18 protein-coding genes are annotated in these 16,433 nt (G+C 51.3%); 7 read left to right on the top strand and 11 right to left on the bottom strand.

Annotated features, from left to right (window positions below):
* Positions 1-7: 7 nt before the first annotated feature.
* Complete coding sequence (pcp, locus tag E3E26_RS02855) at positions 8-610, bottom strand: pyroglutamyl-peptidase I (protein WP_167899813.1); 603 nt, start codon at positions 608-610, stop codon at positions 8-10.
* A gap of 61 nt (positions 611-671) precedes the next feature.
* On the opposite strand from pcp, the gene E3E26_RS02850 reads away from it, so the two are divergent.
* The 4 genes from E3E26_RS02850 to E3E26_RS02835 all read left to right on the top strand — a co-directional run bounded on the left by E3E26_RS02850 (position 672) and on the right by E3E26_RS02835 (position 4,636).
* Positions 672-1,784 (top strand): NAD(P)/FAD-dependent oxidoreductase, encoded by a 1,113-nt coding sequence (locus E3E26_RS02850; protein WP_167899812.1) that lies wholly within the window; start codon positions 672-674, stop codon positions 1,782-1,784.
* 9 nt (positions 1,785-1,793) lie between these two features.
* Entirely contained in the window at positions 1,794-2,129 is a 336-nt protein-coding gene (locus E3E26_RS02845) for an ASCH domain-containing protein (protein WP_167899811.1), read from the top strand.
* Between the two features lie 63 nt (positions 2,130-2,192).
* On the top strand, positions 2,193-3,140 hold the full coding sequence (locus E3E26_RS02840; RefSeq protein WP_167899810.1) for a hypothetical protein: 948 nt from the start codon (positions 2,193-2,195) through the stop codon (positions 3,138-3,140).
* Positions 3,141-3,187: 47 nt separating this feature from the next.
* Entirely contained in the window at positions 3,188-4,636 is a 1,449-nt protein-coding gene (locus E3E26_RS02835) for a prenyltransferase/squalene oxidase repeat-containing protein (protein ID WP_167899809.1), read from the top strand.
* A 24-nt stretch (positions 4,637-4,660) separates the two neighbouring features.
* On the opposite strand, the gene E3E26_RS02830 is transcribed toward E3E26_RS02835, so the two are convergent.
* Positions 4,661-6,160, bottom strand: a complete 1,500-nt coding sequence (locus E3E26_RS02830) for a carboxypeptidase M32 (protein ID WP_167899808.1) — start codon at positions 6,158-6,160, stop codon at positions 4,661-4,663.
* Positions 6,161-6,310: 150 nt separating this feature from the next.
* On the opposite strand from E3E26_RS02830, the gene E3E26_RS02825 reads away from it, so the two are divergent.
* Entirely contained in the window at positions 6,311-7,150 is an 840-nt protein-coding gene (locus E3E26_RS02825) for a carbohydrate kinase family protein (protein ID WP_167899807.1), read from the top strand.
* Here the strand turns inward: E3E26_RS02825 and E3E26_RS02820 are convergent.
* From E3E26_RS02820 to E3E26_RS02800, 5 genes are all read right to left on the bottom strand, one after another.
* Complete coding sequence (locus E3E26_RS02820) at positions 7,147-7,572, bottom strand: hypothetical protein (RefSeq protein WP_167899806.1); 426 nt, start codon at positions 7,570-7,572, stop codon at positions 7,147-7,149. The genes E3E26_RS02825 and E3E26_RS02820 overlap by 4 nt on opposite strands.
* Complete coding sequence (locus tag E3E26_RS02815; RefSeq protein WP_167900125.1) at positions 7,569-8,795, bottom strand: DUF58 domain-containing protein; 1,227 nt, start codon at positions 8,793-8,795, stop codon at positions 7,569-7,571. The genes E3E26_RS02820 and E3E26_RS02815 overlap by 4 nt, the downstream gene beginning before the upstream one ends.
* A gap of 90 nt (positions 8,796-8,885) precedes the next feature.
* Entirely contained in the window at positions 8,886-9,839 is a 954-nt protein-coding gene (locus E3E26_RS02810; protein ID WP_167899805.1) for a MoxR family ATPase, read from the bottom strand.
* Positions 9,808-10,260: a hypothetical protein gene (locus E3E26_RS02805; protein WP_167899804.1), complete on the bottom strand. Its 453-nt coding sequence runs from the start codon at positions 10,258-10,260 to the stop codon at positions 9,808-9,810. Before E3E26_RS02805 ends, E3E26_RS02810 begins: the two co-directional genes overlap by 32 nt.
* On the bottom strand, positions 10,247-11,086 hold the full coding sequence (locus tag E3E26_RS02800) for a DUF4129 domain-containing protein (protein WP_167899803.1): 840 nt from the start codon (positions 11,084-11,086) through the stop codon (positions 10,247-10,249). The genes E3E26_RS02805 and E3E26_RS02800 overlap by 14 nt, the downstream gene beginning before the upstream one ends.
* Positions 11,087-11,155: 69 nt before the next feature.
* Here E3E26_RS02800 and E3E26_RS02795 point away from each other — a divergent pair, with 69 nt between their 5' ends.
* A complete protein-coding gene (locus tag E3E26_RS02795) occupies positions 11,156-11,650 on the top strand; it encodes a DUF2118 family protein (protein WP_167899802.1) in 495 nt (164 codons plus the stop codon).
* A 39-nt stretch (positions 11,651-11,689) separates the two neighbouring features.
* On the opposite strand, the gene E3E26_RS02790 is transcribed toward E3E26_RS02795, so the two are convergent.
* Complete coding sequence (locus E3E26_RS02790) at positions 11,690-11,983, bottom strand: hypothetical protein (RefSeq protein WP_167899801.1); 294 nt, start codon at positions 11,981-11,983, stop codon at positions 11,690-11,692.
* A gap of 133 nt (positions 11,984-12,116) precedes the next feature.
* On the opposite strand from E3E26_RS02790, the gene E3E26_RS02785 reads away from it, so the two are divergent.
* Positions 12,117-12,608 (top strand): peptidylprolyl isomerase, encoded by a 492-nt coding sequence (locus E3E26_RS02785; RefSeq protein WP_167899800.1) that lies wholly within the window; start codon positions 12,117-12,119, stop codon positions 12,606-12,608.
* Here the strand turns inward: E3E26_RS02785 and E3E26_RS02780 are convergent.
* Genes E3E26_RS02780 through E3E26_RS02770 form a run of 3 tightly spaced genes read right to left on the bottom strand, consistent with a single transcriptional unit; the run spans position 12,582 to position 16,428 of the window.
* Positions 12,582-13,487 (bottom strand): type II secretion system F family protein, encoded by a 906-nt coding sequence (locus E3E26_RS02780; protein WP_167899799.1) that lies wholly within the window; start codon positions 13,485-13,487, stop codon positions 12,582-12,584. The genes E3E26_RS02785 and E3E26_RS02780 overlap by 27 nt on opposite strands.
* Before the next feature lie 5 nt (positions 13,488-13,492).
* Complete coding sequence (locus E3E26_RS02775) at positions 13,493-14,557, bottom strand: type II secretion system F family protein (protein WP_167899798.1); 1,065 nt, start codon at positions 14,555-14,557, stop codon at positions 13,493-13,495.
* 11 nt (positions 14,558-14,568) lie between these two features.
* Positions 14,569-16,428, bottom strand: coding sequence for a CpaF family protein (locus tag E3E26_RS02770; RefSeq protein ID WP_167899797.1), 1,860 nt, complete (start codon positions 16,426-16,428; stop codon positions 14,569-14,571).
* Between the last annotated feature and the right edge of the window lie 5 nt (positions 16,429-16,433).

The following is a 16,433-nucleotide window of genomic DNA, read 5'->3' as shown; positions in this document are numbered from 1 at the left end:
AAGGTTATCAGGCTTTCAGCGAGGTTTTAGTGATAACCTCATAGGCCTTCACTACCGTTTCTAAGGCCATTGAAGGCCTCGGCTTGTCGAGGGCCTGCTCATGGATGAAAGGCACGTGGATGAAGCCGGCTTTGGTTTCCATTCCCGCGACGGCTATCGTATGGAGGGCAGTGTACATAGCCGTGTTGCAGACGTAGGTTCCGGCGGTGTTTGAAACGGCCGCGGGTATCTTTGCTTCCCTCAAAGCCTTCACGATGGCCTTTATTGGAAGTGTGGCAAAGTATGCATCCGGTGCCCCCTCAAAAATCGGCTCGTCCTCTGGGACAAAACCCTCGTTATCGGGCATCGTCGAGTCCATTACGTTTATGGCAACGCGCTCCACCGTGATGTTCGGTCTCCCGCCGGCCTGCCCGGTCAGAATGACCAGATCCGGCTTTGTCTCCACTATGAGCCTCGGCAGGAGCTCCCTCACGCCCCTGAAGGTTACTGGAAGCTGGCGCTTTATCAGCTCCGCACCGGCGATCTCGTCCGGCAGCCTCCTGACTGCCTCCCACGAGGGATTTATTTCCTCCCCACCAAAGGGCTCGAAACCAGTAATCAGCACCTTCATGATGACCACCGAAAAGGTTAGGTTTTTAGGTTTAAAAACACACTCAGCTTGAGGGGTGAGAATGAGGTACGACGTTCTTATAATCGGTGGCGGACCCGTTGGCAATTATCTCGCTAACCTGCTCGCTAGGGACTTCAAAGTAGCGGTGGTGGAGAAGAAGGGCTCCTTCGGGGGAAAGGCCTGCACCGGGATAATAGGGGCCGAGAACTTCGAGAGGCTCGGTCTTCCGGAGGAGGCCATCCTCAACAAGCTTAGGGGAGCAGTCTTCTACTCCAGAATACAGAGCTTCGAGATTGAGAGAAAATCACCGCAGGCTTACCTTGTCGACAGGAAAATCCTTGAGAAGAGCCTCGCCGAGAGAGCCGTTAGGAGGGGAGCCGACTATTACATGAGCACAACTTTCTTAGGCTTCAAGAACGGAAGGGCAGTTCTTCAGAGGTTCGGCGAGAGGTTTGAGATCGAAGCTGGCTTCTACGTTGGCGCCGACGGCGTGAGCAGCACCGTGGCAAAAGCCATTGGAGCTCAGACAAAGGCAGAGTTCCTGAGCGGCTACGAGGTCGAGGTCGTTGGTGAGTTCAAGCCTGACTTCGTAGAGGTATGGGTGAACAAGGACATCAACGAGGAGTTCTTCTTCTGGGTGGCGCCGGTAAACGAGAGTCTGGCCAGAGTCGGAACCTTCGGAAGCCTTGAAGCACTCTACAGGTTCCTCAAGATCAGGATGCTCAAGCCGAACGCTGTGGTCGAGTTCAAGGCCGGAAGCGTCGGTTTTGGCGTGAGAAAGCCCTGGATAAGGGGGAATGTGGCGCTTATAGGCGATGCGGCACTTCAGATAAAGCCCACGACGGCGGGAGGAATAGTCTTCGGGATGATCTGCGCCCACGCCCTTAGAAGCGCCCTTCTCGAAGGCAGGCCCGAGGAATACGAAAAGCTGTGCAAGAACATAAAGAGACAGATATCCTTCGGGCTTCGCTTCAGGAAAGTCTTCAGGGGCCTGAGTCAGGACGACATCGAAAAGATTTTTGAGGTTCTCGGAAGTGAGGAGGCAAGGGAGGTAATAGAGAGTCAAGCTGACTTCGATGACCATGTTAAGACCACCAAAGCCATACTTAGAAGGCCAAAGCTCCTTGCGAAGCTCCTGAGGATAAGCCCGAGCATCGTCAGGTACCTCGTGTGAGGTGGGAGTATGGTAACGTGGAGAATGGGTCTTCAGGAGGAGTACCTCAAGGCGATAGCCGAGGGCAGGAAGAAGGTCGAGGGAAGGCTCTACGACGAGAAGAGGCAGGGGATAAAGCCGGGCGATACGATAATCTTCGAGAACAAGCTCATGGTGGTCGTGAAGGACATCAGAGTCTACTCCTCCTTCAGAGAGATGCTGGAGAAGGAGGGTCTTGAGAACGTCTTACCAGGGGTAGAGAGCATCGAGGAAGGTGTGAAGGTTTACAGAAAGTTCTACAGCGAGGATAAGGAGAAGAAGTACGGTGTTGCGGCGATAGAAGTAGAGCCTGTTGGGTGGATATGAGGATACTACTCAATAAGAACGGAAAATAGAAAATTTTATAAAGTTAACAACATTGGAATAACAATGGTGGTTGTGATGATATCCATACCAAGTTCTAAAAAAGTGTACGTAATAATCGAAACTCCGCAAAACCCATACCAAACGGAAGACCCCGTAATAGTCAGAAACACCATTTTAAGCTGGGATGTTGATGGAGTGTTTTTAAGTTACAATTCTGGATTTGATGAAAAAGATAGATTCCAGGAATATTTTTCAGCGTTTGAAGATTATGTTATGAATACAGGATTCATTGTTGATGCATTTGGGCCATATTACGGATCATATACTGCCCCTGCATGTACTACTGGGGAGAATGTAGAAGGATGGATCGACCCATATTTAATCTACAAAAACGGAATAAACTTTGATGGGAGATATAAATCTCTGCTCGATAATCTTTCAAACTACATCAACAGGCTGTCTTGGGAACGCGGCAGGATTCTATTTGATCACATTAGGTACCCCCAGGGTGGTGCTTACTGTCCGAACTGCAGCACTTCTACTTGGCAAAATCACATCTACAACGTAACTCAGGCAACATTTAGAATAGTTAATTATCTCTCCACTAATACAGGCATGAACAGTTCTGAGTTCGGTGCAGTTATGCATCCGCCAAGAAATTCATCTCAAACAACATGTTGCCAAGCATGGAATGTCGGCCAAGCATATGATGATGGGAAAGGCCTCACCGCACCACTAGGATTCAGTGCAATGATGTTATATTATATTCCCAGAGAGGACTACATATGGTGGATGTATAACCTAGCAACAAAGAACGACAGCTACGATGGGTACTCAACAAACGGGACAAAGAAGGAGCTTTTCATACTGCTTTCAACATATCCTGGGACTTATAGGTATTATAGCGAACTGCAACAGGTCGTGTATGATGCTCTTGAGTATTTTGATGGAGTAATTTTTTGGGAATACCAGTCTTTAAAGAACAATTTTGGAGGTATTAAGAAAGTATGATCCGAAAATTACTTATCTCGTTTTTTATACTTTTTATTACTTCATCCATGTTGTTTCCATCACAAAGAGTCAGTGCATTAACAGGTAGAGAGTCAGAGTATTACATAAACGAATACCAGCTCCGAACCCTGAACCATGCATGGAATACCGGAAGCGTCTCCGGATGGGAAGGCTTCAGGGAGAACGAGACCTTTTACTTGGCATGCCTCAAAATAATAGCCCTCGCGCGGAGCGGCTACCCGAGGAACTCGACGGAGTTTCGGCAGCTCGTCGGGTGGATAAAATCGAAGCAGAGTGAAGACGGTTCTTTTCCGGCAATAATAACCAACGACTATCCCCAACCGGACTCGGAGTGGTTCTACTGGGAGACTTCAAAGGCCGCCGGAACCGGGCTGGCGGTTCTTGCGCTCCTTGAGGCAGGTGAAAATCCCGATTCCAAAGAGATAGAGAAGGCGGCTCAATTTCTCCTGAAGAACGAGAGCGAGAACCACTGGACGGGCACTGTCCACATGTTTTGGGAGAAGATGGGGCTGCATAAACTCAACGAGTCTCCCAGCATCGTGGCGACGACCTACGCAGTTGCAGCGCTTTCTAGGCTCGACTACAACGTCTCCCGGGAGTGGGAATGGCTGGAGGAGAGGCTGACGCCGGAGAGGCTCGTGAATCCTTATTTGGACAATTTCTTCACAAGATTCATCTTTCCGATGCCCTACTGCGACCTGAGGGCGCCTTATGAGAGCATCGTTCTCCCATTGCTCTTCCTCAGGGAGGAGAACATGACACCGCCAAAGGAGACGCTTGAGTTCATGGCTTCCCTGTTCAAGAGGACACAGTACGTCGGGAACGCGACGCTGAGACTGAGCTTTAAGGGAGTTACAAACTACACCGTGGAGGAGATGGTCCACACCATAAACGGCTGGGAGACCGTCGAAACCTGGAAAGGAACCGGAAGAAGGGCTGAGATAAACGTCAGTCCAAGTCTTGGAAGCAAGTTTCTGATACGCTCGGAGAAATCTCTTTTTGACAACGAATCCGGCTTCTTCAAGGGAAGAATGAGGCTCTATCCAGAGCTTCCGAGGAACTACATACTCTTCGTCGGAACTGGATACACCGAAAGAGGCGTCTTTCAGTTCAAGGATGGAGAGAACTACGCGGTGATTGAAGAGCCCCATCTTGACGGCTCCTGGAACCACGACGTCTACTCGACGGCGATAGCGCTGATATGGCTCCACCTTGCCGGTGAGAAGGGAGAAAATATAGATGACGCGTTGAGGTTCCTCGAACTGGCGACTCCGAAAGAGGCCATGACCTTCGATGGGGATGCCTACGCGCTGATAGCGCTGAGCCTCTATAGTGAAAGATGGGAGAGTAACAAACCAAGGCCAGTGGAAGAGAAACCAAGCCCCTCATCCAAAGTTTCATGGAAGTTGCCGGCGGTTTTTGCGATAGGGCTTTTGATCGGCGTGCTCATCGGCGCCAAAATGGGTAGAAAATGAAGTTGCCGGTGAAGAAAAAAGAAATCACAGATACCTCTCCTTCACCCAGCGGACGAAGTACTCCGGGTTCAGCTCCTCGCCGATGGCCTTCTTTAAGAGCTCCTTCGGTGGGTAGATGCTGCCCCAGCGGTGTATCTTTTCCCTCAGCCAGGCCTTGATGGGCTCGAACTCGGCTCTGGCAACCTTCTCCTCGAAGTCCGGAATGTCCCTCTTCATGTGGTAGTATATCTGCGCTGAAAGGAGCGTTCCGATGCTGTAAGTCGGGAAGTAGCCGACAGTGCCGTGGGCCCAGTGGATGTCCTGGAGTATTCCCTCGGCGTAGGTCTTGGGCCTTATGCCGAGGAGCCTCTCCATCTCCTCGTTCCAGAGCTCAGGGAGATCTTTCGCCTTGACGCCCTCGTTGAGCATCATCCTCTCAAGCTTGAAGCGAAGGAGTATGTGGAAGTTGTAGGTTACAACATCGGACTCTGTCCTGATGAAGTCCGGCCTGACCATGTTGAAGTAGAGGTAAACATCCTCGGGCGTGTAGTTGGCCATGAACGGCAGGTTTTCCTTGAGCACTGGGTGAATCAGCTCGGCGAACTCCTTGCTCCTTCCGATTACGTTCTCCCAGAACCTGCTCTGGCTCTCATGGATTCCAAGGGAGACGCCTCCAGCGATTGGGCTGAACATGAAGCGCTCATCCTGCTGGAGCTCGTAGAGGGCATGACCGAACTCGTGGACAGTGCTCAGTATGGTCCTCCTAAAGTCGTAGCCCTCGTATCTGGTCGTTATCCTGACGTCCCTTATGCCAAACTCCGTGGTGAACGGATGGGCCGAGACGTCAAGCCTCGAGCGGACACCGAGCGGAAAGCCGAACTTCTCCAGAATCCAGAGGTTAACGCGCTCCATCTGCTCCCTCTCGTACTTCTCCTTTTCGAGCGGGTGGCTCTGCGGGACCTTTCCCTCATCCATTATCTTTTCGAGGAGCGGCTTGAGCTCCTTCTCCAGCTTTTTGAACATCCTTTCGACGTCTCTTGTGGTTGTCCCCTCCTCAAAGAGGTCGAGCAGGGCATCGTAGGGCTCGTCCTCGTAGCCGAGGTAGTCGGCGGCCCTCTTGGCGAGGTCTATGATTCTGTCGAGCCAGGGCTCGAACTTGGAGTAGTCGTTGGTTCTTTTAGCCTCTTCCCATGCTTTCGTTGCCTGGCTCGTTACCTCACTCATCTCCCTGAGGAACTCGGGTGGGAAAGACTTGCTTATCCTGATTGAGCGGTCGAGGACGCGAACGACGCCGCGCTCGTACTCGTTGAGGTCTTCGATTCCCTTCGCCTTTTCTACGAGCTCGACGAACTCAGGCTTGAGGAGGAACTCCTGGCTGAGAACACTCAGCTCGCCCTGGGCAACAGAGCGCTCGAGTATGCCCTCCCTCGGCATGTTAACCTCCATGTCCCAGCCGAGAACGCTCTGGGCGTGGCTAATGGCCCAGATGCGCCTGTACTTGGCGAGAATCTGCTTGATGGTTTCGTTCTGGAAGACTTCCTCCATGGCAACCACCCCACTGTCTTTGATTTAGCATTGGAATTAGGCTCTTTTAATCTTTTCGATGAGCATCTGAACGGAGGGGTAGAAATCGATTACTCAACCGGAAATCGCTTAAAGACCGGTTCATAATGATGGCCAGAATAAAAGACGGTGATGAGGATGGACCTCGTCGTGCTCGGTCATGTCTCAATAGATCATCTCAGGTTTCCAGGCAAGGAGGAGATACTCCTTCCAGGAGGAGCCGCAACGGCAGTGGCGACTTCCGCGGCCCTAGCAGGGGCTAAGGTGGGCCTCGTTACCAAGGTGGGGAAGGATTTCCCGAAGGAGTGGCTGGAGAAGCTCTCATTGATCCTCGACGTTAGAGGCGTTCAGGTTCTCCCTGGAAGGACGATACACATCTACATGATATACCACGAGGATGGAAGCGTGGATGCACCCGTTGACATGGGAGTTGCCCAGGCCATGGGGGAAACGCCCATTCCCGAGGAATACCTCAAAGCCGAACTCTTCCACATAGCCCCCATTCCCCCAGAGGAGCAGCTGAAAGCCATCAAAAGGCTCGAAGGGAAAAGGATAAGTCTCGACTTCAACCCGACCTACATGGAAGACTACGAGAGGAAAACCGAACTTATGAAGGAGATAGTCTCGCGCGTTGAGGTTATCTTCCCCAACGAGAGGGAGGCGTTAACGATAACGAAAGCCAAGACCGCGGAGGAAGCCGCGAGGATTCTCCACGACTGGGGCGCGAAGCTGGTGGTCATCACAAGGAGCGAGAGGGGAGTTTTAATCTACGACGGAACCTTCAAAGAGTTCCCGGCACTCCCAATAAGCCCCGAGGAGATCGTGGATCCGACCGGGGCTGGAGATGCATTCGCGGGCGGCTTCCTGGCGGGATACTCGAAGGGAGCACCGCTCGAGGAGTGTGTTAGAACAGGTCTCGAGAGAGCCCGCGAGATCCTCAAAAAGATGGGGAGCTGGAGCATAGAGGTTTAGCTCTCAGCAACAGCCTTCGTGAAGACATACAGGGCTATGAGCAGGAAAGCAGCCAAGGCAGTAACCTCGAGCCTCGGAAGGGCAGGGGAGATACTCTCCATGAGGAGGTAAGTTGGAAAAGCCAGCACTACCGCAGCTAAGACGACGAAGTAGTGCTCCTTTGGAGCCCTCTCCCTGTCGAGGTAGCCCATCTCGATGGCCAGAAGAGTTAGGGCCATTATCGCGAGGCCGTAAAGTCCGCCGGTGCGTGTGTAGATGAGGAATGCTCCAATGGTCACGAGGAAGAGGGAGCCGATGAAGTACCACTGGATTCCCATAAGGCCAAGGGGGATTAGGAAGAGGGTCCTACCGTCAATCCTCGCCAGCAGCGCAAAGAGGAGAGCCAATGGAATCACTGAAAAGAGCCGCCTTTTTATCTTCATACACCCATCACCTCTGCTATCGCTGACTTGAGGGGCTTCCTGACATCCCAGTCGATTATTATTCCATAGGCTGCCATCTTCCTCAGCATGGCCTTTCTCTGAAGGCTGAGAAGCTTCAATGCGAGCTCCTCTTCCCTACTCTTTGGCTCGAGGGCCGTGTATGGGTCGGGACTTATGACAACGACGTTGTAGCCGTACCTCGCCATGGTTTTAAGCGCCTCCCTGCTCTCTTCCGTCAGAAGGGGCGAGAAGTATAGCAGCTGAGCCCTCGCCGGGAAGCGGGACTTTATGAGATGCTCAACCTGGTAGGCAATCAGGTTGTTCTTGTCCGGCTTTGCCGTGCTGAGAAAGTCAACGCACTTGAAGAAGTGCCTCTTTCCGTAGTCCGCCCTGATCCAGAGGGGAACTTCTTCAGCCAGTAGCAAACCGAAGCTCGTGCCGTTGTTAAGGGCGTCGAGCATGAGCGAGGCAGCAGCGCGGACGAGATAGTCAAAGACGAGCTCTCCCGTGTAGGAGGAATCGACGATGAAGACGACGTCCACCTTCCTCTCGCTCTCGTACTCGTTGGCCATTATCTTCCCAGTCCTTGCGGTGGCCTTCCAGTTTATTATCTTGAGCGGATCGCCAGGCTGGTACTCCCTTATTGCGTGGAACTCAACGCCCTCACCGACCCTCGGTGAGGGGAGCGGGCCAACGGTTATTTTAGTTCCCCTGGTGGAGTATGGGGTGGGGACGTCCTCGATTATGGGGACGCCAACGATTTCCGTGTAGAGCTCAATCTTCTTATCAACCTTGAAGAAGCCAAAGGGGTCACGGTAGCTGAGCTCGACCCAGTTGAACTCGTGGATTCCGCGCTTTATACGGACCTTATATCTAAGCGTTCTCTCCTCGCCCTTCTTTAGGGAGAGCACGTGCTCCCTGCTCCCTTCGACAAGCTCAAGGCCGGGCGGTATGTCCTCCACAAGCTTAAGGCTCGGGATCCTCTCATGGGACTTTATCCTGAGCCGGATCTCGACTTCGGTGCCCTCTAGAAAGCGATCATGGGGAATGATACGCTCTATCTCAACGTTCAGGCTGGGCTTGAAGAAGAAAACGGCTATGAAGAGCAGCCAGAGAATTGGAAGAACGAGGTAAACCATCTCCCAGCGGAGCAAGAGAAAGGCAAAGAGGACGATGAGCCAAAGGGCTATCAGTATCTCCTCGGCTTTCTCGGTGGGCATCATTCTCCCAGCTAGTCCTGCAGGCTCTTCCCTGCCCTTGACGTCCGTGGGGGTCCGGAGTATGACCTCACCGCTCTCGGCCACTCTTTCACCTCACTCGAACTTGGGAACGGGAACGCGCTCAAGGAGTTTCTCCATGATGCTCTCCTGGCTGACCTTGGTGTACCAGAGCTCGCGCTTGAGGATGAGCCTGTGGCTCAGGGCAGGAACGGCTATCGCTTTAACATCGTCGGGAATCACGTAGTCTCTGCCCTCGAGTGCGGCATAGGCGCGGGAGAGCTTGAGGAGGGCGAGACTTCCCCTCGGAGAGGCACCGACCTCTATCTCCTTTCTGTCCTCCCGGGTGGCGATGACGATGTCCGTTATGTACTCAAGGATGGCGTCGCTGACGTAGACATCCTCGATTGCCCTCTGCATCTCCACGACTTCCTCGGGAGTAAGGATGGAGTTTATGTCTACCTCCTCCTTCTTTCTGGCCATCCTCCTGCGGAGTATCTCTATTTCCTCCCCCCTGCTAGGGTAGCCAACGCGGAGCCTGACCAAGAACCTGTCGAGCTGGGCCTCCGGAAGCGGGTAGGTTCCCTCCTGCTCTATCGGGTTCTGGGTGGCTATAACTATAAAGGGCTTGGGCAGCTCGTAGGTCTTACCCTCCACTGTAACCTGTCTCTCCTGCATCGCCTCGAGGAGTGCACTCTGGGTCTTCGGAGGGGCACGGTTTATCTCGTCAGCGAGGAGGATGTTGGTGAATATCGGCCCCTTCTTGAACTCGAACTCGAGCGTTTTCTGGTTGAAGACGCTCACGCCAAGAATGTCACTCGGAAGCAGATCTGGAGTAAACTGGACGCGCTTGAATTCAACACCCAAAGCCTTGGCGAAGCTCTTCGCCATCAAGGTCTTTGCGAGACCCGGAAGATCCTCAAGCAGTATGTGGCCATCGGCTAAGATTGTCGTCAGGATTAACTTGAGCACCTCGTCCTTTCCTACTATGGCCTTCTTGACCTCTTCCAAGACCAGATTACCCTTCAGGCTTACCTCTTCTACCTTCATTTAGATCAGCCTCCACAATCGCTAGAGCCTTCTCAAGATTATCGAGAAAGTCGCCCTCAGAGCGGAGAATCCTGAGAGCCTCGTTAGAGTCAGAGTTAAGATTCAGGTATGTCTGATTGTAGTCCTCTGAAAGGGTGGCGTATATCTCGATTATCTTCTCTTCTATGAGGGTTCGCGCCACCTTCCCGCTCTTGGCCTTCTCTATCAGGGCAACGGTTCTCTCGATGTCCGTTTTCCTCTCAACTTTCTTGGCCCTCTTGAACTCCGGTCTTGCAACCTGAAGCTCAACGCCAAAGAGGAAGAGCGCCAGCAATACCCCAAGGAAAAGCACAGATAGCCATCTGACCATATAAGAGCCAGCAGTTGCTGCCACAAGCGCTGGAACCGCCGCGAGGAGAAGAAGGTATTTATTGAGCCTCACGCAGCCCACCCCTCATCTTCCTGTAAACATCAAGCGCTCTTTTTGCATCGTCCCAGGTTACCTTCTCCGGAGCGTACTTGGCCTTTTCGAAGAGTCTCGTGAGCTCGACGAAGGCGTCGTGCATGTACCTAACGCGCTCGGCGTGCTCCCAGTGAGTCCAGCTCTCCCTGTAAGGAATACCCAGAACCTCAAGCCAGAGGACGGCGTTCTTGTATATGCCAACAACAGCCTCCCTCGGGTCGCTGAACATGTCAAGGCCGAGTTCGTCGAGCTTTTTATCGAACAGCTCTGCCCTGAGCTTCATCTCTTTTCTCTCCCTCTTCTTGAGAGCATCCCTATAAATGAGCACAGTTGTGTAGACAAAAACAGTGATCCCTGCAATGAGCACGAGGTAGAGGACGTACTGAGAGGAGAGGGACTCCCTAGCAGGTGTGAGTGTGGTAGTGTTGTTGTAATAGATGGGGGCAGGTGGGGCAGCCGAGCCATTGAGGGTGGTCGTGTTGTTCACTGGAATCCTGATCCTGGATATCTCCTTGATGTATCTGCCGATAACCAGAGTCCCTATCCCGGCCAGTGCCCAGACTACGTAGTAGATAAAGGGCTTTCCAGGACCACTCTTAAAAACAGCGAATGGATCCTTCCAGCTCAGGACGACTTCAATCGCGAATACCAACATCAAAAACGCAAGAACAACCCCCAAAACACCCGACCACTGAGCTTCACTACCCCGAGAAATTTCCGAAGTGGCCGAGCTGTAGTTAAGCATGAAGGTCATCAATGAAAATAGCAGTCCAAAGAGGGCTAGAAATTTTACCCTGGTGGACATTTTTATCGGGTGTAGTATGGAAGGCAGGTTTAAAAACTTTTACCCCTAGGTAAAGGTCAGGTGATATGTATGGAGAAGATGCCAAAGCTTTACGTTGAAGTCCCCAAGGAGGGGTGTATCGAAAACAACAAGGCTTCAAGGGACTGTCTCATCATCATGAACAACGTTGAGGTATGGCTGAGGAAGGGCGAGAGCATTCCAGAGTTCATCGACGTCGAGAAAGCCAGGTTCCTCGCCAAAGAAGTCTACGACAGGTTCTACCTTTACGTGGACAGGCTCGAGGGCAGGATGGAGGTGGATGCCGTCCTTGTGCTCCCAGACGGGAGGACAAGAATATACCTAAGGAAGGGCGACGAGCTTCTCCTCCTCCCGGTCGAGGGCTACACTAAGACCCTCATAGCCAACGTGGGCAACCGCGTCAGAACCGGCGACGTCTTCGCAGCGGTAACGACAAAGAAGGGCGAAGTCCACTACCTTAAGCCTCCTAAGACAGGAACGGTTGTCTTCATTGACGAAATAACCAACAGACCGCACTACGTCTACTACATTCTGCCTGAAGAGTAGTCCCCACCTTTGTCTAAATTTTTAGACGTTGGTAGGGATTCACTCTTTCATCCCAGCTATCATGGCGTCTATGCTCGACTTAAGGGCAAGTTTTATGCCGTCCATTGGATCCAGACCTTTGATGGTTCTCGTATTGTTTGCGCTTGTTATTATGAGGGACCATTGAAAAATGCCCTTCCTAAGCGGCCGGCTCTGAAACATGGCTATAAACTTCTGCTCATCTTTCGAGACTTCAAGAATCTCAACATCCGTGTCCCCAAGCTTTGTGGCGTAAACCTCCTTGATCTGGAGGTCTTTATACTCCTCTCGGAGTCTATCTGAAAGATATCCCATTTCGTATACCTCAATTGGAATTTAATTTGTTATTCCTTATATACATTACCTCGCTTCGTTAATAGAAGTACAACCAAAACCGTTATAAGGGCGTGCGTCCACTCCCACTGAAGCACTTTTGGAGTTGAAGGAAATGAAAGTAGAAGTTGGAGATTTTGTGGTGTTCAACTACATCGGAAGATTTGAAGATGGAGAAATTTTTGACACGAGTTACGAGGATATCGCAAAGGAGAACGAGATATACGTGGAGGAGAGGGAATACGGGCCCCTCGGAGTTAACGTTGGCGTTGGTGAGATAATACCCGGCCTTGACGAGGCGCTTATCGGAATGGAGATTGGTGAGAAGAAGACCATCACAATACCACCCGAAAAGGGCTATGGCATGCCAAACCCTGAACTCATCATTGAGGTGCCCATAGCCGACTTCTCAAGCGCTGGCATAGAGCCCATCGAGGGCATGTACGTAATGACCGACTCAGGAATAGCCAGGATAGCAAAGGTTGGATCGGAGAACGTTACCCTTGACTTCAACCACCCGCTCGCAGGCAAGACCCTTGTCTTTGAGGTCGAGATAGTGGACATACAAAAGGTTAAAGAATCAGAGGCCTCCGAGCTGGAAGCTTGAAGCTCCCTTGAAGACCACAACACCCATGACCACGAGCAGCAGGCTGTATTTAAGGCCTGCTGAGAACTTTCCTTCTCTTATAACCCCAATTCCAAGGCCAGAGACTATTGCCTGAAGGACAACGAAGCCTAGCAGTATCGTTTTTATAGTGTCTATTGGGAATGTGATTTCTCCAGTGCTCATAGCTCCCATGACCTGAGATACTATCCCAAGGATAAGCGGTCCGATGACACCGCTTGTTATTATAAAGAACATCACCTGCATGCCCGTTGAGGCCTTACGCTCCTGTTTGATTCTGAGTATCTCCCTGACGTCGTTTCCAACGAAGACAAGGATATCGCTCATAGGGGCGCCCCTTTCAATGGCCTCGATGATAATCATCATGGATCTGTAGATAACAGTGGACTTCCTGTTCCTTATGGCAAATGCTTTGAGGGCTTCGACAGTTGAACGGCCCTTCTTTATCTCAGCGACAGTTTTCTTGAACTCTTCTGTCAATGCACCAAACTTGGCTGTGGTGAGCTCCTCAAGTGCCTCAGAGAAGGATATGCCCGCCCTGAGGGAGCTCGCCAGATAGAAGAATGCATCTGGAAGCATCTTCTCCATTTCCTCAATGCGCTTGTTTATTTTCCAGTAGGGATAGCCAAAGGCCATCCCAAGGAACAGCGCCAAGAACGCAGCGATTGCATAGAGCCCAGTAAGGAATAGGCCAACCACGAGGGCTCCAATTAGTCCCATAAGGAAAGACACAACGAGATACTCGGTAGCCAGGAAGTTTATTCCAGCGGAGTATATGAAAACTTCATAGCGCTTCAACCACTTCTCTGGAAGGAGCCGTTCAACAAGCCGTGTTGAAAGTGATGACAGTCCCTTGGGCATCTTCTTCACCTCGGCTCTCCCTTCTTAATCATGTTGACTATGATGAAAGACAGCGCCGGGAATGCAAACCAGAGTATTATCGCCAAGGTCTCCGGTGGCATTATGAGCGCCTGCGCCATTACTGACCCAGCCAGGATTCCGACGACGAACATCGTCGGCATGACTATGGTCATAAACATGTAAATGAAAGCTATACCATTGACCCTCTGGACGTACTCTATCAGCTTCATCCTGTATTCAAAGGCAAAATCTTCTGCCAGCTTGTAGAGAACTTCCGAGAGGTTTCCACCAAACTTCACAGCTCTAAGGATCTGCTTAACAACCCTGCTCACATTTTCTGAACCCATCTTCTCGTCGAACTTCGTTAGGGCCTCTTCAAAGGAGGAACCTGTCCTCATGTCTCTGAGTATAAGCTCAAACTCCTCGGAGATGACACCATAATCGGCACGTGCAACTGATAGTATTGCCTCGGATATACCAACTCCCGCGCTTAGGAGTGCGGCCATGTGTCTGAGCGCATACGGCATCGCTCTCTCAACATCGACGACCCTGCGTTTCCACACCATTTTAGGGTACTGCCTCATGTATATGAAGCCACCAATGAAACCAAGAATGCCAATTAGAATGGACGTATCTATTGGCATGTAAATAAGGTACGCAAAAAGGAACCCAAAGATACCTGAGAATATTGCAACACTAAGCATGAGGGCAACGTACTTATCCGTGGGCATCAAAATGCTGGCCCTGTATAGATCCTGATCGAGACCTTTAAAGGAGTTTGTGAGCGACCCTATTGGGCCTCTAAAATAGCGGAGCATTGTTTCAGCGAGCCTCTCTGAGAAGGGCTTCTGAATCTCCTGCTTTCTCCATTCGAGAAGTTCTTCTATCTCTCTCTCCTTCTTCACTTCTGTCTTTTCCATTTCGATCTCTTTCTGGAGCTCCTTAAGGGCCCTCAGCCTTTCTTGGACGCTCTTACCTTTCGGAATTCTCCTAAGGGGCTTTTCAGTTACCTCAATGGTTTTTCCACCTAGTCGCTCCAAAAAGTCTGTGAATGCCTTAACGATGCTCACGATTATCACCCTTAGATCAGATTCCTAATCTGTCTGCTGGTCTCAATGCTGCTTTCGGCCTCAATCTTCTTGAGTAACGCTTCTTCATCGACGTAGAACTGCCTTATGTAGTACCCAACCTTCTCAATGCTCCTGATGCCCTGTTCAACCATCCAGTCAAGGATTATTTTCCTCTTTTCTTTCTCCAGCTCCAGCTCTGCCATGCTCATTCCGGTGTGGTGAGCGAGTGCATTGAGGGTCTTGCTCGGAACACCCGTAGGAACGAGCTCATCTTTAGCAGGATCATACTTGTATAACTTGTTCAGCTGGATGTTCTCCCCCTCTATACCCGAAATCTCGGCTATCTCTGTTATCCTTCTGATGGTTCCCTTCTTCCTGCTGTGGAACCTGACCTGCATTATGATGATGTCAAGGGCCGGAATCATTATCTTGGGGACGTTCATCGGCGGACTCTCGAGACGGATTATAGTTTCCCTAGCAGAGTTAGCGTGGATTGTGCCCATACATCCGTCGTGACCCGTGTTCATTGCAGTGAACATCGTTCTTGCCTCTGGGCCACGAACCTCACCAACGATGATTCTATCAGGACGCATACGCAGGGTGTTCTTAACGAGGTCATCCATGGTTATTTCTCCCTTACCCTCAAGGTTGGGGGGCCTCGTTTCAAGACGCACCCAGTGTTCAACTGGAAGCTGGAGCTCCGCGGTATCCTCAATAGTGATGACACGCTCGCTCGGGGGAATGAACATTCCAATGGCATTCAGGGTAGTGGTCTTACCCGAGCCAGTTCCACCGGCGACGAGTACGTTGGCCGGCTTTACTCCAAGGCCATCAACGAATATCCACAGCAGAGCTGCTATGTCAGTGTTCATAGTTCCGTACTTGATGAGGTCTATAATCGTGAGCGGATCCTTCTTGAACTTACGGATGGTTATGGTGGGTCCATCAAGACTTATCGGAGGTATAGTGGCGTTCACACGGCTTCCATCAGGCAGACGGGCATCGAGAAGCGGACTCTGCTGGTCTATTCTCCTGCCGACCTCCCTAGCTATGCGCTCGATTATGTTGAGTATCTCCCTGTCTTCGGGGAACATTATGTTGGTCTTACACATGTTAAAGCGCCTGTGCCAGACGTAAACGGGTCTTTTGGTTCCGATTACCATAATCTCCTCGAGGTTGTCGTCGCGGACGAGCGGGTCGAGCTTACCGTAACCTATCATTGACTGGACGATCATCTCCGTGAGTATCTCTATCCTGCCCTCCGAGAAGTGTGGTGCCTCTTCCTTTATCATCTTCCTGATGGCGTTCATGAATACCCGCCGGCGCTCTTCGGGGTCTGGAAATGCCGTGGGGTCTATCTGAAGCTCTGTTATTGCCCTCTCCTTGACCCTCTTAAAGAGCTCCTCCTCATCGCGGGTGAGTTTGGGAAGACGGATCTCATATATCGGAACTGGCTCTCCCTTAACCTTGAGAATGCGGACGTTGCCGTAGGCATCGAGGACCTCAGCCCTTCCAGCATAGGTTGTCTCCTCTGTACGGGCGGATGAGCCAAGTATGTCCTGAAGTGTTGAGGGGGGCTTGGGTTTTGGCTTTTCAACCGGTTTGGGTTTTTTCTCCGGAGTATCCTTGGTGAGTATCTCCCCAAGGAGATCAGCGCCAGTGGGCCTGCTCTTCAGAGCTTCCTCAGGGGAGGGCCTGCTGAGAATCTCCTCTAGATCAATCCCACCTTTCTCATCCACAAAAGGAAGCGACTCCTCTTTCTCTTTTTTCTTTTCATCCTTGAGCATGTTCTCAAGGAGATCATCCTCTCCGTTAAGTATCTCATCTATCCATGAGAGGCCTTCTTTCTTCTTTTTCTTCTCATCTAACACCAACT

Source organism: Thermococcus sp. LS1 (assembly GCF_012027395.1).
Classification (GTDB): domain Archaea; phylum Methanobacteriota_B; class Thermococci; order Thermococcales; family Thermococcaceae; genus Thermococcus.
The sequence above is the reverse complement of the archived record's forward strand: the minus strand, read 5'-3'. Positions and strand labels throughout refer to the sequence as shown.